Raw genomic sequence first — 23,991 nt, 5'->3', positions numbered from 1 at the left:
CCCGTCCGCGGCGGCCCGGCGCTCTTGAGCGGACCGCCGGCAGCGGCTTAGGTGGAGGACGGCAAGTCCAGCCGCCCCGGAGGGGAGTGGGAAACGGTGCCCGTACGCCCGGCCATATCGGAAGCGGAACTCGAAGCCCATCTGCGCGGTATCTGCTTCAAGACCGGCCCACCGCGCCGGACCGGCGTCGAGATCGAACTGCTGGTCCACGACGCGCGCAACCCCCGATGTCCGGTCGCACCCGACCGGATGCGGACCGCGGCGGCCGCCCTGCGCGCCCTGCCGCTCGATTCCTCCCTCAGCTTCGAACCCGGCGGCCAGCTGGAGCTCAGCTCGCTGCCCGCCCTCTCCCTGAACGCCTGCGTGGCGGCCGTCAGCGCCGACCTCGCCCGGGTCCGGCCCGTCCTGCGGGAGCTGGGCCTCGGCCTCGCGGGCCACGGCCACAACCCCTGGCACCCCCCGCGGCGGGTGCTCACCGCCCCCCGCTACGACGCCATGGAGGCGTACTTCGACCGGCGGGGCCCGGCCGGGCGGTCCATGATGTGCGGCACCGCCTCGGTCCAGGTGTGCCTGGACGCCGGGCACGAGGAGCCGGGCCCGCTGGGGCTCGGCCGGCGCTGGGTGCTGGCGCACCTGCTGGGCGCGGTGCTGGCCGCCGCGTTCGCCAACTCCCCGCTCGCCGAGGGCCGGCCGACCGGCTACCGCACCACCCGCCAGGCCATCTGGGCCCGCATCGACCCGGGCCGCACGCACGCCCCGGCGCCGGACCCCGATCCGCGCGCCGCCTGGGCCCGCTACGCGCTGGACGCGCCGGTGATGTGCGTCCGGCGCGCCGACGGCCCCTGGGACGCGCCGCCCGGCCTGACCTTCCGCGAGTGGGTCCGCACCGGCGTACCGCGGCCACCGGACCGGGCGGACCTGGACTACCACGTCACCACCCTCTTCCCGCCGGTCCGGCCGCGCGGCCACCTGGAGCTGCGGATGATCGACGCGCAGCCGGGCGAGGACGGGTGGATCGTGCCGCTGGCGGTCACGGCCGCGCTCTTCGACGACCCGGAGGCCGCCGAGTACGCCTACCGCGCCGTCAAGCCGCTGGCGGAGACCGCCGGCCGCGCCCCGGCACCGGGCAACCCGCTGTGGCGGACCGCGGCCCGCGCCGGGCTCACCGACCCCGAGCTGCGCGCTGCCGCGACGGCCTGCTTCGCCGCCGCCGAGGAGGCGCTGCCCCGGATGGGCGCCGCGCCCGCGATCCGGGCCGCGGTCGCGGAGTTCACCGCGCGCTACGTGGCCCGCGGCCGGTGCCCCGCCGACGACCAGCTCGACGCCCTGCGCGCGGCGGGACCGGCGGACGGCCCGCGCCCGGCCCCCGGCACCGCGGCCGGGGACCACCCCACCGCCTGGAAGGACAGCCAGTGACCACCGATCCCGAGCCGATCCGGGAGCGGGCCGCCGCCGCGCTGCTCGCCGCCCGGGACCGCACCCGCCTGCTGACCACCTGTGTGGAGGAAGGGGATCTGATCGCCCAGCACTCCCCGCTGATGTCGCCGCTGGTGTGGGACCTGGCGCACATCGGCAACCAGGAGGAGCAATGGCTGCTGCGCACGGTCGGCGGCCGCGACCCGCTGCGCCCGGACATCGACTCCGTCTACGACGCCTTCGCGCATCCGCGCGCCGAGCGCCCCACTCTGCCGCTGCTCGGCCCGGCCGAGGCGCACGGCTACGCCGCCGAGGTGCGCGGCCGGGTGCTGGACGTGCTGGAGCGCAGTCCGCTGCGCGGCGGCCCGCTGCTGGACGCCGGCTTCGCCTTCGGGATGATCGCCCAGCACGAGCAGCAGCACGACGAGACGATGCTGATCACCCATCAGCTGCGGACGGGCCCGCCGGCCCTCACCGCGCCGGAGCCGCCGGCCGCGCCGCCCGGCCCGCTGCCGCCCGAGGTCCTGGTGCCGGGCGGGCCGTTCCTGATGGGCACCTCCACCGAGCCCTGGGCGCTGGACAACGAACGGCCCGCGCACCGGCGCACCGTCCCGCCGTTCTTCCTCGACACCACCCAGGTCACCAACGCCGCCTACCAGCGCTTCGTCGACGACGGCGGTTACGAGGAGCCGCGCTGGTGGGACCCGGAGGGCTGGGCCCAGGTGCGCGAACACCACCTGGGTGCACCGCTGTTCTGGCGCCGCGAGGGCGGGCAGTGGCTGCGCCGCCGCTTCGGGCTGACCGAAGTGGTGCCGCCGGACGAGCCGGTGCTGCACGTCAGCTGGTATGAGGCGGACGCCTACGCGCGGTGGGCCGGGCGCCGGCTGCCCACCGAGGCGGAGTGGGAGAAGGCGGCCCGGCACGATCCGGCGACCGGGCGGGACCGGCGGTACCCGTGGGGCGACGCGGACCCGGGCCCGGACCACGCCAACCTCGGCCAGCGCCACCTGCGCCCGGCGCCCGCCGGCAGCTACCCCGAGGGCGCCTCGCCGCTGGGGATCCGGCAGCTGATCGGCGACGTCTGGGAGTGGACGGCCAGCGACTTCCTGCCCTACCCGGGCTTCGCGGCGTTCCCCTACCGGGAGTACTCCGAGGTGTTCTTCGGCAGCGCGTACAAGGTGCTGCGCGGCGGCTCGTTCGCCGTGGACCCGGTCGCCTGCCGCGGCACCTTCCGCAACTGGGACCTCCCGGTGCGGCGGCAGATCTTCGCCGGGTTCCGCACCGCCCGGGACGCCGGCCCGACCGCCGCGGACGCGACCTGATGTGCCGTCATATTGCTTATATAGGGCCCGAGTTGCCGTTCGGGAAGGTGGTGCTGACGCCGCCGCACGGCCTGTACCGGCAGTCGTGGGCGCCGCGCCACCAGCGGCACGGGACGGTCAACGCGGACGGTTTCGGCGTCGGCTGGTACGCGCCCGGCGACCCGGTGCCGGCGCGGTACCGGCGGTCCGGGCCGATCTGGGCCGACGAGCAGCTGCCCGACCTGGGCCGGGTGATCCGGACCGGGGCACTGCTGGCCGCCGTCCGGGACGCCACGGTGGCCGGTGCGGACGGCGAGGCGGCCGCCGCGCCGTTCGCCACCGGGCGGTACCTCTTCAGCCACAACGGCGCGGTGGCCGGCTGGCCGGACAGCATGGCGCCGCTGGCCGCCGCGCTGCCCGCCGGGGAGCTGCTGCGGCTGGCGGCGCGCAGCGACACCGCGTTCCTGTGGGCGCTGGTCCACCACCGGCTGGCCGCCGGCGCCGAACCGGGCGACGCGCTGGCCGACACCGTCGCGGAGGTCGCCGCGGCCGCGCCCGGCTCCCGGCTCAACCTGCTGCTGACCGACGGCACCGGCATCGCCGCCACCACCTGGGGCGACAGCCTGCACCACCTGGCCGCCCCCGGCGGCGGCCGGGTCGTCGCCTCCGAGCCCTACGACACCTCCCCCCACTGGACCGAGGTGCCCGACGGCACGCTGCTGCGCGCCACCCGCACCGAGGTCACCCTCACCCCGCTCAAGGAGCCCGCAACGTGAGCCCGCTCAGCCTCACCCGCACCCTGCCCGCCGACGCCACCGCGGCCGCCCTGCGCGCCGATGTGGCCGAGGGCCTGTCCCGCACGCCCAAGCAGCTGCCGCCGAAGTGGTTCTACGACGCCCGCGGCAGCGCCCTGTTCGACGAGATCACCACCCTCGACGCGTACTACCCCACCCGTGCGGAGCGCGAGATCCTGGTGGCCAACGCCGACCGGATCGCGGCCGCCACCGGTGCCCGCACCCTCATCGAGCTGGGCTCGGGGTCGTCCGACAAGACCCGGCACCTGCTGCGCGCCCTGGCCGGGCTGCACACCTACCTCCCGGTGGACGTCAGCGAGTCGGCGCTGCGGGCGGCCGGCGAGGCGCTGCTGGCCGAGCACCCCGGGCTGGCCGTGCACGCCCTGGTCGCCGACTTCCAGCAGGGCCTGGTCCTGCCGGAGGCGCCCGGTCCGCGGCTGCTGGCGTTCCTCGGCGGCACCATCGGCAACCTCCTCCCCGGTGAACGGGCCGCGTTCCTGCGGTCGGTGCACGGCCTGCTGGCGCCCGGGGACGCCCTGCTGCTCGGCACCGACCTGGTCAAGGACGAGGCCACCCTGGTCGCCGCGTACGACGACGACCGGGGGGTGACCGCCGCGTTCAACAAGAACGTCCTGGAGGTCATCAACCGCGAGCTGGGCGCCGACTTCGACCCCGCGGACTTCGACCACGTCGCGCGCTGGGACGCCGGCGAGGAGTGGATCGAGATGCGGCTGCGGGCCCGGCAGGACCTGACCGTGAAGATCCCCGACCTCGACCTGGTGGTGCCGTTCGCGGCCGGCGAGGAGCTGCGCACGGAGGTCTCCGCGAAGTTCCGCGAGGACCGGGTGCGCACCGAACTGGCCGCGGCCGGGCTGGAGTTGACGCAGTGGTGGACCGACCGCGCCGGGCGGTTCGCGCTGTCGCTGGCCGTGCGGACCTGACCGGCCGCGGCCGCCCGGCGCCCGGTGGGTGCCGCCCGCCGGGCCGATGTGGTTCGATGCCCCGGTCGCACATCCGTGCCCGCCCGCCGGGCGGGCGCGGTGCGGACGGACCACAGCGGACGGCACAAAGGGGCGGGGCATGGGGACGGCGCTGGACCGGCGGGGATTCCTCAGGGGCGCGGCGGGGCTGACCGCCGCCGGAGTACTGGCCGGCATCGGCGGCACGGGGGCGGCGGTCGCGGTACCGCGCCCCCGGTCGCGGACTGCGGTCACGGTCCAGGACTGGATGTCCGCGCTGGACGACGCCACGCCCGTGCAGCGGCTGACCGTCCCCGGCACCCATGACTCCGGCGCCCGGATCGGCGGACCCTGGGTGGCCTGCCAGAACACCTCCGTGGCCGAGCAGCTGGCGTCCGGCATCCGGTTCCTGGACGTGCGCTGCCGGGCCGTCGACGGCGTCTTCGCGATCCACCACGGGGCGTTCTACCAGGAGCTGATGTTCGGCGACGTGCTCAACGCCTGCCGGGACTTCCTGCGGGCGCACCCGTCCGAGACGGTGCTGATGCGGGTCAAGCAGGAATACTCGGAGGTCTCCGCCGAGGAGTTCCGCCGGATCTTCGGCAGCTATCTGGACGCCAAGGGCTACCGGCCGCTGTTCCGGCTGGACCCGGGGCTGCCGCAGCTGGGCGAGGCCCGGGGCCGGGTCGTGCTGCTGGCGGACGCGGACGGGCTGGGCGGGGTGCGGTACGCCGACCCGGCGCTGTTCGACATCCAGGACGCCTACATGACCGAGCCGCTCGGGAAGTACCCCAAGGTCGAGGCGCAGTTCCGCAAGGCCGTCGCGCAGCCCGGCAAGCTCTTCGTCAACTACGTCTCGACCGCCGCGCTGCTCCCGCCGCGCTCCAACGCCGACCGGCTCAACCCGCGGGTGCGCGACCTGCTGGCGGGCGAGGGCGGCGCCTGGCAGGGCCTGGGCATCGTCCCGATGGACTTCCCCGGCGAGTACGGCATGGCCCCTGAGCTGATCCGGCACAACCTCGCCGGGCGCGGCGTCACCCTGCTGGCGCAGTAGGCGCGGCGAACGGCCGCCGGACCGGACCCGGGTGGCCCGGCGTGCCGCAGACTGGGCGAAATGTCGGTTTTCGGCGCCGTCCCGCCCGTGCGACCGCCGTACGCGGCGCGGCCGGTGCCGGCTGAGGCACGAGGCGGCACGTGGTGGAGACGAGCGAACGCGGGCCCGGGCCGGCGGCGGGGGACGCACGGGGCGGGGCGGGCGGCCCGGTCGGCACCGGGCGGGAACGGGCCGGGGTACCGCTGCGGGTGACGCTGGTACTGGGGGCGCTGACGCTCGCGGTGGGCGGCACCGCACTGGCCCTCAAGGCGGCGCGGCAGGACCCGTACGTGGCGCCCGGGGACCCGGTGGCCGGCACCTACCGGGCCTCCGCGGCGGCCGGCGACCGGGCGGCCGCCGCGGTGCTGGCCGGCGGGTACCGCGAGCGGCCGGGGCCGCCGGTGGCCGCCGTGCGCCGGGCCGGGGGCGCCGCGGCGCCGCTGCCCGCCTCCCGGCCGCCGGTGGCCACCGCGGCGGCGCCCTCGCCGCCCGTCGGCGCGCTCTTCTCGCCCGGTGACGGCGGCGGGGCCGGCCACTACTGCACCGCGAGCGTGGTGCACTCCCCCGGCGGCAACCTCCTCGCCACCGCCGCGCACTGCGTCCACGACGGCGGTTTCCGCACCCGGCTGGTCTTCGCGCCCGGGCTGCACGACGGGATCGCGCCGTACGGGCTGTGGGTGCCCACCCGGATCGACGTGGACCCGCGCTGGATCGGCGGCCGGGACCCGGACCACGACGTGGCGTTCGTCCGGGTGCGCCGGCACGGGGGCACCGAGCAGCGGATCGAGGACGTCACCGGTGCCGAGCGGATCCGGTTCGACGCCCCGCCCGGCCGCCCGGCGCAGCTGACCGGCTACCCGGGCGACAGCGACACCCCGGTGGTGTGCCGGCACACCGCGGACGCCGAGAGCCCCGGCCAGCTGCGGTTCCCGTGCGCCGGCTTCCCGGCCGGGACCAGCGGCGGCCCGCTGCTCACCGACGTGGACCCGGCCACCGGGACCGGTGTCCTGATCGGGGTGATCGGCGGACAGGAGGAGGGCGGCGACGACACCACGTCGTACAGCAGCCGCTTCGGGGCGGACGTGGCGGCGCTGTACCGGCGGGCGGCGCTGGGCTGAGCGCTCGGCCGGTGCGGCCGGTCAGGCGCCGCCGCGCGGCACCACCATCCGCAGCACGTCCGGCAGCGGGTACCAGTCGGCGGTGGCGAAGCTGGCGTGCGCGGCGGCCAGTTGGCCGACCCGGGCCCGGGCCGCGGCCTCGGTGGGGCGGGTGGCGTCCAGCACCGGCGGGACCTTGTGGGCGTCGGTCATGATGAGCAGGTAGTGGCGCATGTCGTACCAGGCAGTGTCGATGGCGCCGCCCAGGTAGGTCGCGGCGTCGCCGTCGAAGACCACGAACCACGGGCGCAGGGCGGGGTCGGCGTAGCGCTCGCGGGGGTCGCCGGGGGCGGCGCCGTGGACGGCCGGGAAGGCGGTGGCGCGGCCCAACCGCCCCTGTGCGGCGAGGTCCTTGAGGTGGGTGGCGTACTCGACGTCGGTCCACAGCGTGTCGAGCGGGTTGCGCTCCTCGACGGTGCCCGGTATCAGCTCGAAGAGGAACTTGCCGGCCAGGTCGGCGCGGGGCGGCCAGCCGCCGGCCCGGACGGCCTCGTCGAGGGTGGCGTGGCCGGCCGCGAGGTCGCCGGGCCCGTAGACCGCGTCGCCGAGCTTCTGCCGTACCAGCGCGTCGAAATCGGCCGGTCCGCGGCCCTTCTTCGCGTTGAAACCGTCCTTCAGCTCGACCTTGACGAGGATCGGGCGGTGGCCGGGGTGCGCGTCGTGCCAGGCCCGCAGGTCGGCGAGGCAGCCGGCGAAGTCCTGGTTGCGGTCCTTGGTGCGCAGGTCGGCGGCGGTGGCCGCGCCCACGCAATTGCTGTTGTTCCCCAGCGGGTTGCTGTGCGAGACCCGCCAGGAGGCGCCCAGGGCGTTGGTCCACACGTCCACCTCGACCAGGGCGGCGCCGGAGTCCAGGGCGTCGGCGAAGTAGGGGTACTTGGCCTTGTCGTAGGCGTTGTGGACACCGACCGCGGTGGTGGTGTCGTATGTGGTGGTGGGCGTCGTGGTGGCCGTCCCGGCCTGCGCCGGTCCGGTCGCCGCGATCACCGCCGCCGCCGCGACGGCGACCGTCCCCGCGCACCGCTTGCTCGTCATGGGCCCGTTTCCCCCTCGTTGATCCCTGCCGGTCGGGCAGCAGCGTACGGGAGTTGGCGCCCGGCGGGGGGTGCGGGAACGGGCCGGGGCGCGGCCGGCGGCGCCGGACGAGGGCACGGGAGAGGGGTTGCGGTGCGCGGGCAGGGGACGCGGGAGGCGGCGGGCGGCGGACTGCCGTGGGCGGCGGTGGTGCTGACGGGGACGGTGGCGCTCTACATGGCGCTGGTGGCGTTCGGCAACCTCACCGACTTCGGCACCAACCGGGAGTACGTCCGCCACGTGCTGGCGATGGACACCACCTTCCGGGACCCGGACCTGATGTGGCGGGCCGTCACCTCCCGCACGCTCCAGGACGCGGCGTACGTGGCGGTGATCGCCTGGGAGTCGGTGGCGGCGCTGGTGCTGGTGGCGGCCACCGTCCTGGGGGCGGCGGGGCGCGGCCGGGCCGGTGCGGCCGGGCGGGCGCGGGGCCTGGCGACGGCCGGGCTGCTGATGGTGCTGCTGCTGTTCGGCGCGGGGTTCTGGGCGATCGGCGGCGAGTGGTTCGCGATGTGGCAGTCGAAGCAGTGGAACGGCGTCGAGGCGGCCGTGCGGAACGTCACCGTGGCGGGGCTGGCCCTGGTGGTGGTGCGGCTGCCGGGCGCGGCCGGGCGGGCCCCCCGGGGCACCGGGGGGCCGGGCGGCGTGCAGCGGGCGGCGGACGCGGAGCGCGGGGCGGAGTAGCGGCGGCGGGCGCGGTGCGGCCGCGCCCGCCGCCGGTCCCCCGGCCGGTCAGCCCGCCGCGTAGACGTCCTCGATGTAGCGGCCGGACGCGGTCAGTTCGCGCAGCCACGCCTCGGCCTCCTGCTCGGAGGCGCCGGTGCAGGTGCGGTGCACCGCGCGGAAGGCGTCCCGGACCCCGGGCGCCATCCGGCTGCCGTCGCCGCAGACGTAGACCCGGGCGCCGGCCCGCAGCAGTTCCCCCACCTCGTGCGCCTCGGCCGCGATGCGGTGCTGGACGAAGCGGTGGCCGTGCTCGGGCCGGGCGCTGAAGACGGGGTGCACGGTGAGCGCGCCGGCCCCTTCGGCGGCGGCGAACTCCGCGGCGTGCAGGAAGTCGCCGTCGGGGTCGTCGCAGCCGAAGTAGAGCCGCGCCGGGGTGGTCCGGCCGGCCGCGACGCGGTCCGCGACGGCGCCGCGGAACGGTGCCAGGCCGGTGCCGGCGGCGACCATGATCACCGGGGTCTCGTCGGCCGGGTCGAGGCGGAACGCCTCCCGGCAGGGCTGCACCCGGGCGAGCAGGGTGTCGCCGGGCCGCAGGGTGTGCAGGTACGTCGAGCCGGTGCCGCCGGGCAGCAGCGAGACCATCAGGTCGGCGTGGCGGGGGTCGGCGGCGGGCGACGAGGAGAGCGAGTAGTGCCGGACGCGCAGCGGCGGCAGCAGCTCCAGCAGCACCGGCCAGGGCAGCGCGCCGCGCAGCGCCGGATGCGCCTCGATCAGCTCGACGAGGGTGCGCGGATCGTCCTCGGGCAGGTGCTCCAGGGCGTGCCGCTCGGGCGGGCAGGGGTGGTGCGCGGCGAGCAGGGCGAGCCGGCCGCGGTCCGGGCGGGCACCCAGGTCCAGGTGGTGGGTCAGCAGCGCACGCACCGTCAGCGGCCGGTCGACGGGCAGGGTGTCGCGGGCCGGGCGGCCGACGGGCGGGCGCAGCGACAGCACGGTGTCCAGGTCGGCGCCGAGCGCCCGGGCGGCGCGGGCCACCGCCTCCGGGGTGTTGGCGGGCAGGACGGCGAGGTGGTCGGCGGTGCGGTAGGTGACGCCGTCGGGCAGGGCCAGGCGCAGGAAGCGCTTGGGGCGCGGCCAGCCCTCGGCGGTCAGGTCGCGCGCCTCGGTGACGGTCATCGGGACGAGGCCGTGCCGGTCGGCGAGCGCGTCCAGCGGGCCGCCGGTGAGCGCGGTGACGGTGTAGCCGGTGTCGGCGGGGGCGTCCGGTGCGGCGCCGGCGGTGGCCGGGTCGCCGTAGCGGGTGAGCAGCTCGGTGCGCAGCGAAGCCCCGAAGTCCTCGACGGTGCGGGACAGTTCACCGGAGGCGTCGGCCTCGGCGCGGGGCAGCAGCCGTTCGCCGCCGAGCGCGGCCAGCCGGTCGTCGAGCAGGGTGGGGACCTGCTGGTAGGTGGCGGCCCAGTTGCGGTCGCCGACGCCGAGCACGGCGTAGCGGACGCCGTCCGCGGCGCCCTCGGGGGCGGTGCCGAGCCAGGCGGTGAACGCGGCGGCGTCGTCGGTGGGCCGGCCGTTGTAGGAGGCGGCGACGATGACCAGCGGTCGGTCGGTGGGCAGGGCGCCGGTGCGGGCGTCCAGCGGGGCGACCTCGGGGGCGAAGCCCAGGGCGGCGGCCTCGTCGGCGAGCCGCTCGGCGAACTCCCGGCAGGTGCCGTAGTTGGAGCCGTGCAGCAGGAGCAGCCCGGTGTCCTGGGGGACGCGGGTGGGCAGCCCCTCGTCGGGCGCCGCACCGGTGCCGGTGCCGTCTGTCCCGCCGGGCAGGACAGCCAGCGCGGCGCGGAGCGCGGCCCGGTCGGCGGGGGTGCGCGGGGCCAGCGCGAGGGTGAAGCCGTCCGGCTTGAGGGTGAGGGTCTCCTTGACCCGCAGGCGGTAGCCGGCGTGGTCGATCAGCCGGTAGCGGTGGAGCAGCAGGGCCAGCAGCATGGTGGCCTCGTGCAGCGCGAACTGCCGCCCGATGCAGGCGCGTTCGCCGGTGCCGAAGGGCTTGTAGGCGTGCGGGGAGCGGGCCGCCTCGGCCTCGGGGCTGAAGCGGAACGGGTCGAACGCCTCGGGGTTGTCGCCCCAGACCGGGTCGCGGTGCAGCATCGGGGTGAGCACGGTGACCAGTTGGCCGGCGGCGATCGGGTAGCGGCCGCCGAGCACGGTGTCGGTGCGGGCCTGGCGGGTGAAGGCGGCGGCGGTCGGCCACAGCCGCAGCGCCTCGTGGAGCACCTGGCGGGTGAACGGGAGCCGGCCGATGTCCTCGAAGGACGGGTCCGGGTCGGGGTCGTCGCCCCACAGCTCGTCCGCCTCGCGCTGCGCCAGCCGCAGCGCGAGGGGGTCCTTGAGCAGGTGGTAGAGGGCGAAGGAGAGGGCGCCGGAGGTGGTCTCGTGGCCGGCGATCAGGAAGGTGATGACCTGGTTGCGGATGTTGGCCAGGTCCAGCACCGGGCCGCGCCGCGCGGCGTCCTCGCCGGTGGCGGCCAGCATCAGGCCCAGCAGGTCGTCGTCGCGGTGCTCCCCGCTCGCGGTGCGGGCGGCGATCACCTCGTCCACGACGGAGGCGAGGTAGTCGGCGTCCGCGCGGAACGCCGCGTCGGCCGCCGTGTGGTCGGTGCCGGGCGTCCGGGAGAACTTGGTCATGCTCCACCGCAGGCAGCGCACCATCGCCTCGACGAAGGGGTGCGCCGTCTCCCGGGAGAAGGACTCGAAGTCGAAGCCGAAACCGGCCAGCCCGATGGTGTCCAGGGTCATCCGGGTCATGTCGTCGGCGACCTCGACCGGGCGGCCCTCGGCCATCCGCCGGTCCCAGGCGGCCATCACCCGGCGGGCGACCTTGAGCATCGCCGGGTGGTAGGTGCGCATCGAGCCGAGCGCGAAGGCCGGCATCAGGACCTCGTGCGCCTTGGCCCAGTTCGGCTCGTCGTTGTAGGCGGTGAACAGACCGTCACCGGCGAACTCCCGGACGTCCTCCAGGACCACCGACACGCCCTTGGCGAAGCGGGATTCGTCACTGACCTCGGTGACCAGGTCGAGGGAGGACAGGAACAGCGTCTCGCGGGCACCGAACTTCCGCTTGAAGAGCGGGCCGTGGGTCCGGGCCAGGTCCATGGCCTGCTGGAGGGGCGTGCCGCTGATCCCGGTCGCCGTCAGGTCGGCGACCGGCACGCCGGTGTCGGTGGCGCTCTCGCCCTGCTGGGGCGCGATGGTGTCGGTCATACGTCCAGCGTGACCGGCCCGGTGCCCGGCTCCGGCCCGGGGAACTGCATGATTGTGCAGTGGTTTGTCGCCGGCTGGTCTTGCGCGGACGGCGCGGATGCGGCAGGGGCGGCCGGCGGTACGGGAGAAAGGGCGGAAACGGGGCGATGGGCAGGGCGGCGGACGGCGGTGCGCCGGGCGGCGGCGCGGACGGGGACCCGGGGCGGGCGGGGCCGGCGGGCCTGCCGGGGCAGTGCGCGGTCAGCCCGTACCGCGACTACTTCCTGATGCTGCTGGACCGGATGCCGGTGCCGGTCGCGGTGTGCCGGGCGGACGGCGAGGTGCTGATCGCGAATCCGGCGATGGCGGCGCAGTGGGGCGCCGTCCCCGGGCAGCTGCGCGGCCGGAATCTGCTGGACCGGTTCCGGCCCCGGGACCCGGCCCAGATCGCCCGGATCATGGAGGCGCTGCGGCTGGGCCGCCGCTCCCGCTATCCGGTCGAGGTGCGCTGGCGGACCGCGCCCGGGGAGCCGGAGCGGACCGGCGAGCTGACGATCGATCCGGTCGGCGACCCGTCCGCCTCCCCGCCGGCGCTGCTGGCCCTGCTGCGCCAGGACACCGGTGCGGCGCCCGCCGCGCCGCCGGTCCCGCCCCCCGCCAGCCCGGTGGAGGCCCGGATCCTGGCCCTGGCGGCCGGCGGCGCGACCACCGCGGCGATCGGCGGCGCGCTGGGCCTGACCGTCGACGGGGTGAACTACCACCTCACCCGGCTGTCCCGCCGCTGGCGCGTCCAGGGCCGGACCGCGCTGGTCGCCAAGGCGTACGTGCTGGGGGTGCTCGCCGCGGATCGCTGGCCGCCGGCGCCCGCGGCCCCCGGCCCCGGCGGGCCGACCGGCCCCTGAACCCGCGCGCACCGAGGTGCGGATAACCTCGCTGGTGTGGAGGACAACGCAGCCGCGCAGTTCGAGCGCGGAACGGACGGCCCGAAAGTCATCGTCGTCGGGATCGACGGCTCCGACTCGTCGTGGCGCGCCGCGGCCTACGCGGCCGGCCTGGCCCGCCGCCAGGGGTCGAAGCTGGTGATGGTCTACGTCCAGCCGGTGCTGGCGACCGGGGCGGCGATGGGCGCGCCGGTGATGGACACCACCGGCGAGGTGGCCGAGGAGCTGATGGCCGAGATCCGCAAGGCCACCGAGCGGCTCGAAGGGATATTCCGGCTGCGGTGGGAGTTCCACACCCTGCGCGGCGACCCGTACAACGGCATGGTGCAGATGGCCGACGAGCTGAAGGCGGACGCGGTGGTGGTCGGCGCCTCGGAGTCCGCCGGGCACCGCATCCTGGGCTCGGTCGCGGTGCGCCTGGTGAAGGCCGGGCGGTGGCCGGTGACGGTGGTGCCGTAGCCGGCTCCGCTGGTGGCGCGGGCCGGGCTGAGGCACGGTGGAGGGTGGACGGGCGGAGCGCCGCCCCGGCGAGGGAGACCACCGTGAGCGACCACACGTACCGGGTGACCGAGATCGTGGGGACGTCCCAGCAGAGTGTGGACGCCGCGATCCGCAACGGCCTCAAGCGCGCCTCGGACACGCTGCGCAACCTCGACTGGTTCGAGGTGACCCAGGTGCGCGGCAACATCGTCGACGGCGAGGTCGACCACATCCAGGTCGGTCTGAAGGTCGGCTTCCGGCTGGAGGACGCGGGCTGACGCCCCGGGGGCCGATTGGCTCCCCGCCGCCGCGCCGCCTTCGCCCGGCGCGGCCCGCGGTCCATGATGATCCGCCGTCGGACCACGACGGTTGCGTACCGAGCGTACGGAGGGATCATCCATGGCACGCCTGCTGCGCGCCGGTGAGGGCGTCTGGCGCCGGAAGCCCATCGAGCACATCGAGCAGCCGGAGGGCGCCGCCGGCCAGCAGCTCACCCGGGAACTGGGCCTGTGGCAGCTGACCGCGATCGGTGTCGGCGGCATCATCGGCGCCGGCATCTTCACGCTGGCCGGCACGGTCGCCAACGGGAAGGCCGGCCCGGCGGTCCTGGTGTCCTTCCTCATCGCCGGTGTGGCCAGCGCCGCGGCGGCCTTCTCGTACGCGGAGTTCGCCGGGCTGATCCCGAAGGCCGGTTCGGCCTACACCTACGGCTACGCGGTGCTCGGTGAACTGGCCGGCTGGTTCATCGGATGGGACCTGCTGCTGGAGTACACCGCGATCGTGGCGGTGGTGGCGATCGGCATCTCCGGCTACTTCGCCTTCCTCCTGGGGGAGCTGGGCGTGCACCTGCCCGCCTGGATGCTCGGCGCGCCCGGTACCGGCCCCGGGCACCGGGTGGACCTCATCGCGGCGGCGCTCTGCCTGCTGATCGCCTATCTGCTGACCCTGGGCATCAAGAACGCGGCCCGCTTCGAGACGCTGGTGGTGGGGCTGAAGGTCCTGGTGGTGCTGGTCGTCGTCGGCGTCGGCTTCTTCCACATCGACACCGCCCACTACCGGCCGTTCTTCCCGTTCGGCGTGAGCGGCGCGTTCACCGGCGCGGCCACGGTCTTCTTCGCCGTCTTCGGCTACGACGCGATGAGCACCGCGGCCGAGGAGTCCCGGGACGCCCAGCGCCACATGCCCCGGGCGATCCTGTACTCGCTGGCCATCTCGATGGTGCTGTACGTGCTGGCCTGCCTGGTGCTGACAGGGATGCAGGACTACCGGGACATCGACCCAAAGAGCGGCTTCTCCAGCGCGTTCAAGTCGGTGGGGCTGGACGCGCTGGCCGATGTGATCGCGGTCGGCGCGATCATCGGCATCCTGACCGTGATGTTCACCTTCATGCTGGGCGTGACCCGGGTGTGGTTCTCGATGAGCCGGGACGGGCTGCTGCCGCGGTGGTTCGCCAAGACCAGCGCCACCCGCCACGTCCCGGTGCGGGTGACCTGGATCGTGGGGGCCGCCGCCGCGCTGATCGCCGGGTTCCTGCCGATCGGCGAGGCCGCCGAACTCACCAACATCGGCATCCTGCTGGCCTTCGTGGTGGTCTGCGTCTCGGTGATCGTGCTCCGCTACAAGCGGCCGGAGCTGCCGCGGACGTTCCGCACCCCGGGCATGCCGGTGGTCCCGGCGCTCGGCGTGTGCTTCTCGCTGTGGCTGGTCACCTTCCTGGCCTGGCAGACCTGGGTCCGGTTCGCGGTCTGGTTCCTGGTCGGCCTGGTCGTCTACTTCTCGTACTCGTACCGCCGGTCGGCCCTGGCCACGGCGGAGGGGCCGGCGCGACGCGAGGGGTGAGGGCCGGCGCGAGCCCCACCGGCGCACCGCGCCGCCCCGCCCTGACGCCTGGCCGGTTCCCGTCCAGGGACGGCCGGCCACCCGCCGCGCGCCCTTGACGCCCCGTCATTCGCCGCCAGGCATGACCCGCTCCGACAGCGTTGTCGGCCTTCGGAGAGCCGAGGAGGTCACCGCGTCTGCGGCATCGAAGTGCGAGGGGCCGGCGTCGCGGTGAGCCTGCGCGGTGAGCCACGCGGCGACGCCGATCGTGTGCGGGTCCTCCGACTCCTGAGCGGCCACTATGCCCCGCTCTGCCACCCTCCACAGCAACGCCGGCTCCGGTTGGTAGGCCAGGAAGAACTGGGCCAGGCTGTAAATTTCCGACAGGGTGGCTGAGCCGCACGCCGCACCGGCCCCGAATCCGCTTGGCGAGCTGCGAGTTGAGCGTCTCCCATGAGGCCAGGGAGCAGCGCGCCCACCACCTCTCGGTGATGCGGGGCGGAATGCCGCGCCGCCCAGGCGTGTTGGAGCCTGGCCCGGATGTGCTCACCTGGGGGTGCCGGTTGGTCGGCAGCGAGAGGGAACCGATCGATGGCATCCCGCACAGCGGCGAGTCGGGGGTGGCCGGGGCCAGTGAAGAGGTCAACGCGCATGCCGTTGGTGCGCCCTGTGAGTTCGGAGAGGTCACGGACCCGCAGCGCCTCGGCGATGCGGAGCATCAGGTCCGGACGGGGAGGCTGCAACTGGCCGTTCTCGACCCGCTTCACCCACGATGTCGACATGCCCACCAGCCCCGCGAGCACGTCCCGTGTCATACCGCGCCGCTGCCGCAGAATCTGCATTCTCTGCCCGAACGCCATGGGTGCTGTGTACGGGTACGGGGCGGCATCGGTCATGGCCTTGCCCCTTTCTGAACAGCTCGACCCTGTCAGGGTATGGGGCGGGCGCCTATTTTGTGCGCGCGTTGTCAGCGACGGTCCGCGTCCTCCTTGCCATGGTCACTGAAGGTGTCGTGTCGAGGCCGACGAGGCGATACGCCGGTTGATGGCCGCGCGTGCCGGCCGGGCACGGTGACCTGAGCGCGGCGGGCGCGGAAACCACCGCGGCCCGGCCGGCGGGGTGCCGGTCCGGCCGCGGGACCCGTGGCCCGGGGGCCGGTGGGGCTCAGCCCTGGATCGAGTGCCAGAACTCGTCGAAGGACATCAGGCCGTCGCCGTCGGTGTCCCGGGCGTTGATGACCGCCTCGGCCATCGGGCCGGTGACCAGCGGGTCGCCCATCTCGGCCATGGCGCGCTTGAACTCGTCCGGCGTGACCCGGCCGTCGCCGTCCGCGTCGAACCGTGCGAACGCGGCCCTGGCCTGCTCTATGTCTGCCACGGGTGGTGCTCCTTCGTCGTGCCGCGGCCCGGTCGCGTGCCCGACCGCGGGGTGAACCAACCCGCGTACAGTAGCGGACCCTCAGGACGCGGCCGGGTGGGGGCCGCGGCGGGCGAGATAGGGCGCGGTGCGGCTGCCGGGGGCCGCGGCGACCTCGGCGGGGGTGCCCGCGGCGACGATCCGGCCGCCCTCGGCGCCGCCGCCCGGACCGAGGTCGATGACGTGGTCGGCGCCGGCCACCACGGCCATGTCGTGCTCGACGACCACGACGGTGTGGCCGGCGTCGACCAGGCCGTGCAGCTGGCGCAGCAGCACCTCGGTGTCGGCGGGGTGCAGGCCGGTGGTGGGTTCGTCGAGGAGGTAGAGGGTGTGTCCGCGGCGGGTGCGCTGGAGTTCGGCGGCGAGTTTGATGCGCTGGGCCTCGCCGCCGGAGAGTTCGGTGGCGGGCTGCCCGAGCCGGAGGTAGCCCAGGCCGACGTCCTGGAGGGTGCGCAGGCTGCGGGCGGCGGCGGGGACGTCGGCGAGGAACTCCGCGGCGTCGTCGACGGTGAGGCCGAGCACGTCGGCGATGGTGCGTCCGCGGTAGGTGATCTCCAAGGTCTCGGGGTTGTAGCGGGCGCCGCGGCACTCGGCGCAGGGCGCGTAGGTGCCGGGCAGGAAGAGGAGTTCGACGGCGACGAAGCCCTCGCCCTGGCAGGCCGGGCAGCGGCCGGCCGGGACGTTGAAGGAGAACCGGCCGGCTCGGTAGCCGCGGGCGCGGGCCTCGTCGGTGGCGGCGAAGACCTTGCGGACGGCGTCGAACAGGCCGGTGTAGGTGGCGAGGTTGGAGCGCGGGGTGCGGCCGATGGGCCGCTGGTCGACGCGGACCAGCCGGTCGACGGCCGCCAGCCCCTCGGCGGCGGTGAGGCGGGCGCGGGCGGCCGGTGCGGTGTCGTCGTCGGTGTCGGGGCCGGTGTCCGGGCCTCCTTCGTCCGGGCCGCCGGTGTCCGGGCCGCCGGTGTCCGGGCGGCCATCAGCGGCCAGGTGGTCCCGGACGGTTTCCGCGAGAACCCGGCTGACCAGGGTGGACTTCCCGGATCCGGAGACGCCGGTGACGGCGGTGAAGACCCCGAGCGGGAACGCCGCGTCGAGGTCGCGGAGGTTGTGCAGGGTGACGCCGCGCAGGGTGAGGGTGCCGGTGGGGGTGCGCGGGGTGCGGGCGGGGGGCGGGGCGGGGGTGAAGAGGAAGCGGCGGGTGGCGGACCCCTCGGCGCCGGCGAGGGCGGCGACCGGGCCGCTGTGCACCACCCGGCCGCCGTGCTCCCCGGCGCGCGGGCCGATGTCGACGAGCCAGTCGGCGTGCCGGACCACGTCCATGTCGTGCTCGACGACGAAGAGGGTGTTGCCGGCGTCCTTGAGGCGGCGCAGGACGGTGAGCAGGGCCTCGGTGTCGGCGGGGTGCAGCCCGGCGGACGGCTCGTCCAGCACGTAGACCACGCCGAACAGGCCGGAGCGCAGCTGGGTGGCGAGGCGGAGGCGCTGGAGTTCGCCGGCGGAGAGGGTGGGGGCGGGCCGGTCCATGCTGAGGTAGCCCAGGCCGAGTTCGGTGAGGACCTCGATGCGGGCGAGCAGGTCGCGGGCGAGGGTGGGGGCGGGGTCGTCGCCGGGGCGGGCGGCGGTGCGGCGCAGCACGGCGGCGAGGGAGGTCAGCGGCAGGGCGGTGAGGGCGGCGATGTCCCGGCCCTCGAAGGTGACGGCCAGCGCCTCGGGGCGCAGCCGCCGGCCGTCGCACGCCGGGCAGGGCTCGGCGGTCAGGAAGGCCCGGACCCGCTTGCGCAGCGTCTCGCTGCGCGAATCGGCGAAGGTGTGCAGGACGTAGCGCCGGGCGCTCATGTACTGGCCCTTGTAGGGCCGTTGGATGCGGCCGGCCTCGCGGACCGGGTGGACGGTGACGACCGGCTGCTCGTCGGTGAACAGGATCCACGCGCGGTCGGCCGCCGGGAGGTCGCGCCAGGGGCGGTCGATGTCGTGGCCGAGGGCGGCGAGGATGTCGCGGAGGTTCTTGCCCTGCCAGGCACCGGGCCAGGCGGCGATGGCGCCGTCGCGGATGGAGAGCGCGGGGTCGGGGACGAGGGAGTCCTCGGTGACCCGGTGGACGGTGCCCAGTCCGTGGCACTCCGGGCAGGCGCCGGCGGCGGTGTTGGGCGAGAACGCGTCGGAGTCCAGCCGCCCGGTGCTGCCTTCGGGATAGTCGCCCGCGCGGGAGAACAGCATCCGCAGGGTGTTGGAGAGGGTGGTGACCGTGCCGACCGAGGAGCGGGAGGTGGGCGCGGAGCGCCGCTGCTCCAGCGCGACGGCCGGCGGCAGCCCGGTGATCTCCTCCACCCGGGGCGCGCCGACCTGGTGGATCAGGCGCCGGGCGTACGGGGCGACCGACTCGAAGTAGCGGCGCTGCGCCTCGGCGTACAGGGTGCCGAAGGCCAGGGAGGACTTGCCCGATCCGGACACCCCGGTGAACGCGACCAGGGCGTCCCTCGGGATGTCCACATCGATACCGCGGAGGTTGTGCTCCCGGGCGCCGCGCACCCGGACGTAGGAGTCGGTCATGCCTCCATCATCGGCGACGCCTCCCCGCGGGCCGTTGGGGGTGCCCCGCGGGCGGGAGCCCCCGGGGCACGTCCGTTACGCGGCGGCGGTGGCGGCGCGGACCGCGGCGCGGGCCTCCTCCCACGGGCCGGGGCCGGCGACCACGGCGCGCAGGGCCCGTATCTGACGCGGCGGCAGGCCGCAGGCGAGCACCCCGACGGCCCGGCCGTCCCGGCCGAAGAGGGCCACGGCGCGGCGGGCGGCGCGGTCCAGGACGGTGGTCTCCACCTCGTCGGCGCCGGTGGTCAGACCGTACGCCTGGAGCTTGAGGGCGTACTGGTCGGACCAGAAGTACGGCACCGGGGCGAACGGCCGGCGCTCCGGGGGCGGTGCGCCCTCGGCGCCACCCGGCAGGGCGCCCTCGGCGGCGAGTTCGGCGACGAGGTTGCGGGCGGCGGCCATGGCCTGCTCGGTGGCGTTCATCCGGTGCTCGAAGCGGAGCGGGCGGCCGTGCTCCGGGTGCTCCCAGCGGGCCACGTCGCCCGCGGCGTAGATGCCGGGGGCGGCGGCGCAGTAGGTGTCGCAGCGCAGGCCGTCGGTGATGTCCAGGGCCGGGTCGGTCAGCCAGCCGACCGCGGGCGCGGAGCCGATGGCGAGCAGCACCAGATCGGCAGGCAGCAGCTCGCCGCCGGCCAGCCGGACGCCGCTGACCCGGGGCGGCGCGCCCTGGGCGGCCGTCCGGTCGGCGGCAACACCGACGGCACTACCGGCGGCGACCTCGAACCCGGCCACCTCCGCGGTGAGCAGCCGGACACCGCGGGCCCGGTGCTCCTCGGCGAGCAGCTCCCCGATCCCGCGACCGACCGCGGCGGCCATCGGCACCGGCTCCCGGCCGACGAGGGTGACGTCGTGGCCGAGCTCCCTGGCCACCGCGGCGGCCTCGCAGCCGAGGACGCCGTTGCCGACCACGACCAGGCGGCGGGGGCCGCCGGCCAGATCGCCCCGCAGGGCCAGGGCGTCGTCCAGGGTGCGCAGGGTGAAGACCCCGGCGAGGCCGTCGGCGGCGGGCAGGGTGCGGGCCGCCACCCCGGTCGCGACGATCACACCGGCGCAGGCCAGGCGCTCCCCGCCGGCCAGGGTGAGGGTGCGGGTGGCGACGTCGAGGCCGGTGGCCCGGGTGCCGAGCCGCAGGTCGAGGCCGAGCGGGTCGAGCTGCTCGGCGGTGCGCAGCAGCAGCCGCTCCGGCTCCCAGGCGCCGTGCAGCAGCTGCTTGGACAGCGGCGGCCGGTCGTACGGGAGGTGGGGTTCGTCGCCGATCAGGGTCAGCGGGCCGGTCCAGCCGGCCCGGCGCAGGGCCTCGGCGGCGGTGATACCGGCGGCCGAGGCCCCGACCACGGCGATCGGGCGGTCGGTCATTCCTGGACCTCGATGACGGCTGCCGGGCAGATGGCGGCCGCCTCGCGGACCGCGGCGTGCTGCCCGGCGGGCGGCTCGGCGTCGAGGAGGACGACCACGCCGTCCTCGTCCCGCTGGTCGAAGACCTCGGGGGCGATCAGCACGCACTGGCCGGCGGCACAGCACTTGTCGGCGTCAAGGGTGATCTTCATGGTGGTGGCTCCGTAGGTGTGCGAAGGGCGTCCGTACGGGTGGTTCCGCTGTGGATCATGCCGTACGGGTGGTACGGTGCGGGCGGCCCGGGGGAACCGGACCGCCGCGGGCGGCCCGGCCTCCGGACCGGCGGCCCGGGTCACCAGGTGACGGGCAGGGAGTGGCAGCCGTAGATGGCCATGTCCGTGCGGAACGGGATCTCCTCGACGGGCACGGCGGGCCGCATCGTGGGGAAGCGCCGCAGCAGGGTGGCTATGACGACCTGGAGCTCGACCCGGGCCAGGGCCTGGCCGAGGCACTGGTGGATGCCGTAGCCGAAGGCGACGTGGTGCTGGGCGTTGGCCCGGCGGACGTCGAGGCGGTCGGGGTCGGCGAAGACGGTCTCGTCGCGGTTGGCGGACGGGACCGCGACCACCACGCCCTCACCGGCCTTGATGAGCTGCCCGCCGATCTCGATGTCGGCGGTGGCGACCCGGCGCGGGCCGTTGCGGATGATGCTGTGGAAGCGCAGCAGCTCCTCGACGGCGCCGCGGATCAGGGAGGGGTCCTGCCGCAGCTGCTCGGCGGTCTCCGGGTCGCGCATCAGGGTCAGGGCGCTGAGGCCGATCATGTTGGCGGTCGTCTCGTGCCCGGCGACGAGCAGCAGGGCGGCGAAGGCGGCCACGTCGTCATGGGTGATCTCGCCGGTGCGCTGCTGCTCGGTGATCAGCCGGCCGAGGATGTCGTCGCCCGGCTCCTTCTCCTTGGCGGTCACCAGCGCGTCGAGGTAGTCGCGCAGCTCGACCCGGGCGGACTCGCGCGCGTCCTCGGCGATGGTGCGGGAGAGCAGCTTGCCGGTGAGCCGCTGGAAGACGTCGTGGTCCTCGTACGGGACGCCGAGCAGCAGGCTGATCACGAGGGAGGGGACGGGCAGGGCGAGCGCCTCGACCAGGTCGACCGGCTCGCCGGCCCGGCGCTCCATCGCGTCGCACAGCTCGTCGGTCAGGCGCTGGATCTCCGGGCGCAGCGCCTCGACGCGCTTGACCATGAACTCCCGCGTGACCATCCGGCGCAGCCGGGTGTGCTCGGGCGGGTCCATCCGGATGAAGCCGCGGTTCGCGGTGTTCCCCCCACCGGTCATGCCGCTGAGCGGATAGCCGGGGACGGTGGTGTCGGAGCTGAAGCGGGTGTCGCCGAGGATCGCGCGGATGTCGGCATAGCGGGTCGCCAGCCAGGCCCGGCTGCCGTCGGGGAGCGAGATCGGGGAGATCGGCTCCTCGGTGCGCAGGGCGCCGAACTCGGCAGGGGGGTCGAAGGGGCAGCCGGCCGGGGGCTGGACGGGCAGCGGCCCCGGGGCGGCGGGAACTGTCGTGTCGATCATGTCGGTCATCTCGCTCCTCGCGCGCACACCGGTGGGTGTGCGCCATGAGTCGATCCTTCGCCTAACAAGCGTAAACTTACATGCGTAATGAGCGGGTAAACCCCCCGGCCCTCCGCCCGGAAAGTGACCGAAGGAACACAGGAGGCACGGGAGGGGGAGGAAGGAAGCAGGAGGAGCGGAAGCAGGAGGGCAGGGAGGGAAGAGGGAAGGACGGCGGGCACGCGCAGGGCCCCGGCCGTCGGAACGGCCGGGGCCCCGGGGAAGCCCGGATCGCGTCCGCGCCCGCCCGGGGCGCGCGGAGTCAGCGGGAAATCAGCGCGGAGTCAGCAGGGGAACAGCGGCGGCTCAGCGCTCCAGCAGCAGCTGGAGGATCTCGTCCACGAAGCGGTCCAGCCGGCTGGAGTCCTTGCGGCTCGGCATGACCTGCCAGATCATCACCCGGCCGTGCACCGCCGACCACAGGAGGTACGGCGCCTCGGCGCGCGAGCCGCGCACCCGCCAGCCGGCCTCCTCGCAGGCGGTCAGCGCGTGGTGCCAGCTGCGCACCAGCAGCCCGGCCGGGTGCCCGGCGAGCCGCTCCGGGTCGACCGGGCTCTGCCGGGTCTCGTACAGCAGCCGGTAGTTGGCCGGGTGCGTGATGGCGTAGTGGCAGTAGGCGCGGAGCTGGGCGCGCAGCCGGGCCACCGGGTCGTCCTCGTCGGCCTCCCCGGCGGCGTCGGTCATGGCGTGCGCCAGCCGCTCGTAGCTGACCTCCAGCGTCGCCCAGACCAGCTCGGTCTTGTCGGCGAAGTGCCGGTAGATGCTCGGCGCGGCGACACCGGCCTCGCGGGCCACCGCGCGCAACGACAGCGCGTCCTCGCTGCCGACCTCCTCCAGGAGGCGCTCGGTCGCCCGCAGGAGCTCCTCCCGCAGGCGCTCGCCCTGTCCGCGCGGGTTGCGGGGCCGGACGGCCGCACTCTCGCTCACTGCCCTCCGGTCCTTTCCTGCCTGGCCGATCCGGTGGTCGGCGGGGTCGTACTCCCCCACAAGGGTTTCACACCGCGGCGGCGGACCGCACCGGAGGACCGCGGTCCGCCCGCGGCGGCCGCCGGTCAGCGCCCCCGCACCAGCCCGTCCTCGGCCGCGCCGCGGCTGAGCACGGCCCGGTCGATGCCCGCCCGGACGTCCGCGTACCCGGAGGTGCGGCCCAGGTCGAGGACGCGCAGGGGCGGGCCGGTCTCGGTCAGCAGCGGCACGTACTCGGCCCGGCCGACCCGCCACCGCCCGCCGGGCCGGGCGGGCGGCAGGAACCGGAACCGCGCGGCCGTCCCCCAGTCCCCGCGCTCCCGGCGCATCACCCCGGCGAGTTGATCACCGAGGCCGTAGACGACCCAGACGCCGTGCAGCCGCTCGAACGGCTGGGGGGTGTGCGCGCGGCCACCGCCGAGGATGAGGTCGACGGCGGGGCGGCCGCCGGTGCGGGCGGCGGTGAGGGTGCGGGCCAGGTGGAGCTGCCGGGCATCCGGGGCGGTGCGGTACTCGGCGCCCCAGGAGGCGCTGACGACCACCACGTCGGCGCCGGCGCGGCGGGCCGCCCGGGCGTCGGCGAGGATCCGCGCCGGGTCGAGCGGGCTGACCGACCAGGGGGCGTCCTCCGGGGGCCGGGCGCCGTCGGTGCCGTCGGCGTACGCGAGGTGGGCGACCAGGGCGCCGCCGGGGGCGCGCAGCAGGGCCGGGCGGGCGGCCTCGGCGGCGTCGCGGGCGGTGCCGGCGTGCCGGAGGCCGACCGTGTCCAGCGCGTCCAGGGTGCGGCGGACGCCGTCGGCGCCCTGGTCCAGGGCGTGGTGGGAGGCGGTGGCGCAGGAGTCGAAGCCGGTCGCCTTGAGGGCGGCGGCGATCTGCGGCGGCGCCTGGAGGGCGGGGTAGCCGGTGAACGGGCCGTCCAGCGGGCCGAGCGGCGCCTGGAGGTGGCAGAGGGCGAGGCCGGCGCGGGAGATCAGCGGCCGGACGCCGCGGAGCATCGGCCGGAAGTCGTAGCCGCCGTCCACCGGGGCGTCGTCCTGCGCGGTGTCGAGCACCTCGGGGTGCGTGGGGAGGACGTCGCCGGAGGCGATCAGGGTGAACGGGCGGGCGGGGGGCGCGGTGGCCCGGTGGGCGGTGGCCCGGTGGGGCGGGGTG

20 protein-coding genes and 1 pseudogene are annotated in these 23,991 nt (G+C 75.6%); 11 read left to right on the top strand and 10 right to left on the bottom strand.

What is annotated here, in order from left to right:
- Positions 1-96: 96 nt before the first annotated feature.
- The 6 genes from egtA (at position 97) to MUU72_RS21605 (ending at position 6,681) form a co-directional block, all read left to right on the top strand.
- Positions 97-1,416 (top strand): ergothioneine biosynthesis glutamate--cysteine ligase EgtA, encoded by a 1,320-nt coding sequence (gene egtA / locus MUU72_RS21630; protein ID WP_248015000.1) that lies wholly within the window; start codon positions 97-99, stop codon positions 1,414-1,416.
- A complete protein-coding gene (gene egtB / locus MUU72_RS21625; protein WP_248014999.1) occupies positions 1,413-2,738 on the top strand; it encodes an ergothioneine biosynthesis protein EgtB in 1,326 nt (441 codons plus the stop codon). Before egtA ends, egtB begins: the two co-directional genes overlap by 4 nt.
- The gene (gene egtC, locus MUU72_RS21620) at positions 2,738-3,493 is read left to right on the top strand and encodes an ergothioneine biosynthesis protein EgtC (protein ID WP_248014998.1); all 756 of its coding nucleotides are present in this window, start codon (positions 2,738-2,740) and stop codon (positions 3,491-3,493) included. The genes egtB and egtC overlap by 1 nt, the downstream gene beginning before the upstream one ends.
- On the top strand, positions 3,490-4,452 hold the full coding sequence (egtD, locus tag MUU72_RS21615; RefSeq protein WP_248014997.1) for an L-histidine N(alpha)-methyltransferase: 963 nt from the start codon (positions 3,490-3,492) through the stop codon (positions 4,450-4,452). The genes egtC and egtD overlap by 4 nt, the downstream gene beginning before the upstream one ends.
- A gap of 139 nt (positions 4,453-4,591) precedes the next feature.
- The gene (locus MUU72_RS21610) at positions 4,592-5,524 is read left to right on the top strand and encodes a phosphatidylinositol-specific phospholipase C (protein WP_248014996.1); all 933 of its coding nucleotides are present in this window, start codon (positions 4,592-4,594) and stop codon (positions 5,522-5,524) included.
- Between the two features lie 140 nt (positions 5,525-5,664).
- On the top strand, positions 5,665-6,681 hold the full coding sequence (locus MUU72_RS21605) for a trypsin-like serine peptidase (protein WP_308403846.1): 1,017 nt from the start codon (positions 5,665-5,667) through the stop codon (positions 6,679-6,681).
- Between the two features lie 21 nt (positions 6,682-6,702).
- On the opposite strand, the gene MUU72_RS21600 is transcribed toward MUU72_RS21605, so the two are convergent.
- Positions 6,703-7,752, bottom strand: coding sequence for a phosphatidylinositol-specific phospholipase C domain-containing protein (locus tag MUU72_RS21600; protein WP_248014995.1), 1,050 nt, complete (start codon positions 7,750-7,752; stop codon positions 6,703-6,705).
- A gap of 132 nt (positions 7,753-7,884) precedes the next feature.
- On the opposite strand from MUU72_RS21600, the gene MUU72_RS21595 reads away from it, so the two are divergent.
- Positions 7,885-8,475, top strand: coding sequence for a DUF2165 domain-containing protein (locus tag MUU72_RS21595; protein ID WP_248014994.1), 591 nt, complete (start codon positions 7,885-7,887; stop codon positions 8,473-8,475).
- 48 nt (positions 8,476-8,523) lie between these two features.
- Here MUU72_RS21595 and MUU72_RS21590 read toward each other — a convergent pair whose 3' ends face one another.
- Complete coding sequence (locus tag MUU72_RS21590) at positions 8,524-11,706, bottom strand: cytochrome P450 (RefSeq protein ID WP_248014993.1); 3,183 nt, start codon at positions 11,704-11,706, stop codon at positions 8,524-8,526.
- Positions 11,707-11,852: 146 nt separating this feature from the next.
- Between MUU72_RS21590 and MUU72_RS21585 the strand changes: the two genes are divergently transcribed.
- The 4 genes from MUU72_RS21585 to MUU72_RS21570 all read left to right on the top strand — a co-directional run bounded on the left by MUU72_RS21585 (position 11,853) and on the right by MUU72_RS21570 (position 14,945).
- Positions 11,853-12,587, top strand: coding sequence for a PAS domain-containing protein (locus MUU72_RS21585; protein WP_248014992.1), 735 nt, complete (start codon positions 11,853-11,855; stop codon positions 12,585-12,587).
- Positions 12,588-12,623: 36 nt separating this feature from the next.
- A complete protein-coding gene (locus MUU72_RS21580) occupies positions 12,624-13,085 on the top strand; it encodes a universal stress protein (RefSeq protein WP_248014991.1) in 462 nt (153 codons plus the stop codon).
- A gap of 83 nt (positions 13,086-13,168) precedes the next feature.
- Positions 13,169-13,384: a dodecin gene (locus tag MUU72_RS21575; protein WP_248014990.1), complete on the top strand. Its 216-nt coding sequence runs from the start codon at positions 13,169-13,171 to the stop codon at positions 13,382-13,384.
- Between the two features lie 121 nt (positions 13,385-13,505).
- Positions 13,506-14,945, top strand: coding sequence for an amino acid permease (locus tag MUU72_RS21570; protein ID WP_248014989.1), 1,440 nt, complete (start codon positions 13,506-13,508; stop codon positions 14,943-14,945).
- A 150-nt stretch (positions 14,946-15,095) separates the two neighbouring features.
- Here the strand turns inward: MUU72_RS21570 and MUU72_RS21565 are convergent.
- The 8 genes and pseudogenes from MUU72_RS21565 to MUU72_RS21530 form a co-directional block, all read right to left on the bottom strand.
- A pseudogene (locus MUU72_RS21565) lies at positions 15,096-15,784 on the bottom strand (helix-turn-helix domain-containing protein); the annotation flags it as partial.
- 304 nt (positions 15,785-16,088) lie between these two features.
- The gene (locus MUU72_RS21560; RefSeq protein WP_248014988.1) at positions 16,089-16,301 is read right to left on the bottom strand and encodes an EF-hand domain-containing protein; all 213 of its coding nucleotides are present in this window, start codon (positions 16,299-16,301) and stop codon (positions 16,089-16,091) included.
- 81 nt (positions 16,302-16,382) lie between these two features.
- Positions 16,383-18,887 (bottom strand): excinuclease ABC subunit UvrA, encoded by a 2,505-nt coding sequence (locus MUU72_RS21555; RefSeq protein WP_248014987.1) that lies wholly within the window; start codon positions 18,885-18,887, stop codon positions 16,383-16,385.
- A 75-nt stretch (positions 18,888-18,962) separates the two neighbouring features.
- A complete protein-coding gene (locus tag MUU72_RS21550; RefSeq protein WP_248014986.1) occupies positions 18,963-20,282 on the bottom strand; it encodes an NAD(P)/FAD-dependent oxidoreductase in 1,320 nt (439 codons plus the stop codon).
- Positions 20,279-20,473 (bottom strand): ferredoxin, encoded by a 195-nt coding sequence (locus MUU72_RS21545; protein WP_018542928.1) that lies wholly within the window; start codon positions 20,471-20,473, stop codon positions 20,279-20,281. The genes MUU72_RS21550 and MUU72_RS21545 overlap by 4 nt, the downstream gene beginning before the upstream one ends.
- A gap of 140 nt (positions 20,474-20,613) precedes the next feature.
- Positions 20,614-21,843: a cytochrome P450 gene (locus MUU72_RS21540; RefSeq protein WP_248014985.1), complete on the bottom strand. Its 1,230-nt coding sequence runs from the start codon at positions 21,841-21,843 to the stop codon at positions 20,614-20,616.
- Positions 21,844-22,179: 336 nt separating this feature from the next.
- Entirely contained in the window at positions 22,180-22,800 is a 621-nt protein-coding gene (locus MUU72_RS21535) for a TetR/AcrR family transcriptional regulator (RefSeq protein ID WP_248014984.1), read from the bottom strand.
- Between the two features lie 125 nt (positions 22,801-22,925).
- A partial coding sequence (locus tag MUU72_RS21530; RefSeq protein WP_248014983.1) for a CapA family protein occupies positions 22,926-23,991 on the bottom strand: 1,066 nt, incomplete at its 5' end.

This window comes from Streptomyces rhizoryzae (assembly GCF_023155275.1).
Classification (GTDB): Bacteria; Actinomycetota; Actinomycetes; order Streptomycetales; family Streptomycetaceae; genus Streptomyces; species Streptomyces rhizoryzae.
The sequence above is the reverse complement of the archived record's forward strand: the minus strand, read 5'-3'. Positions and strand labels throughout refer to the sequence as shown.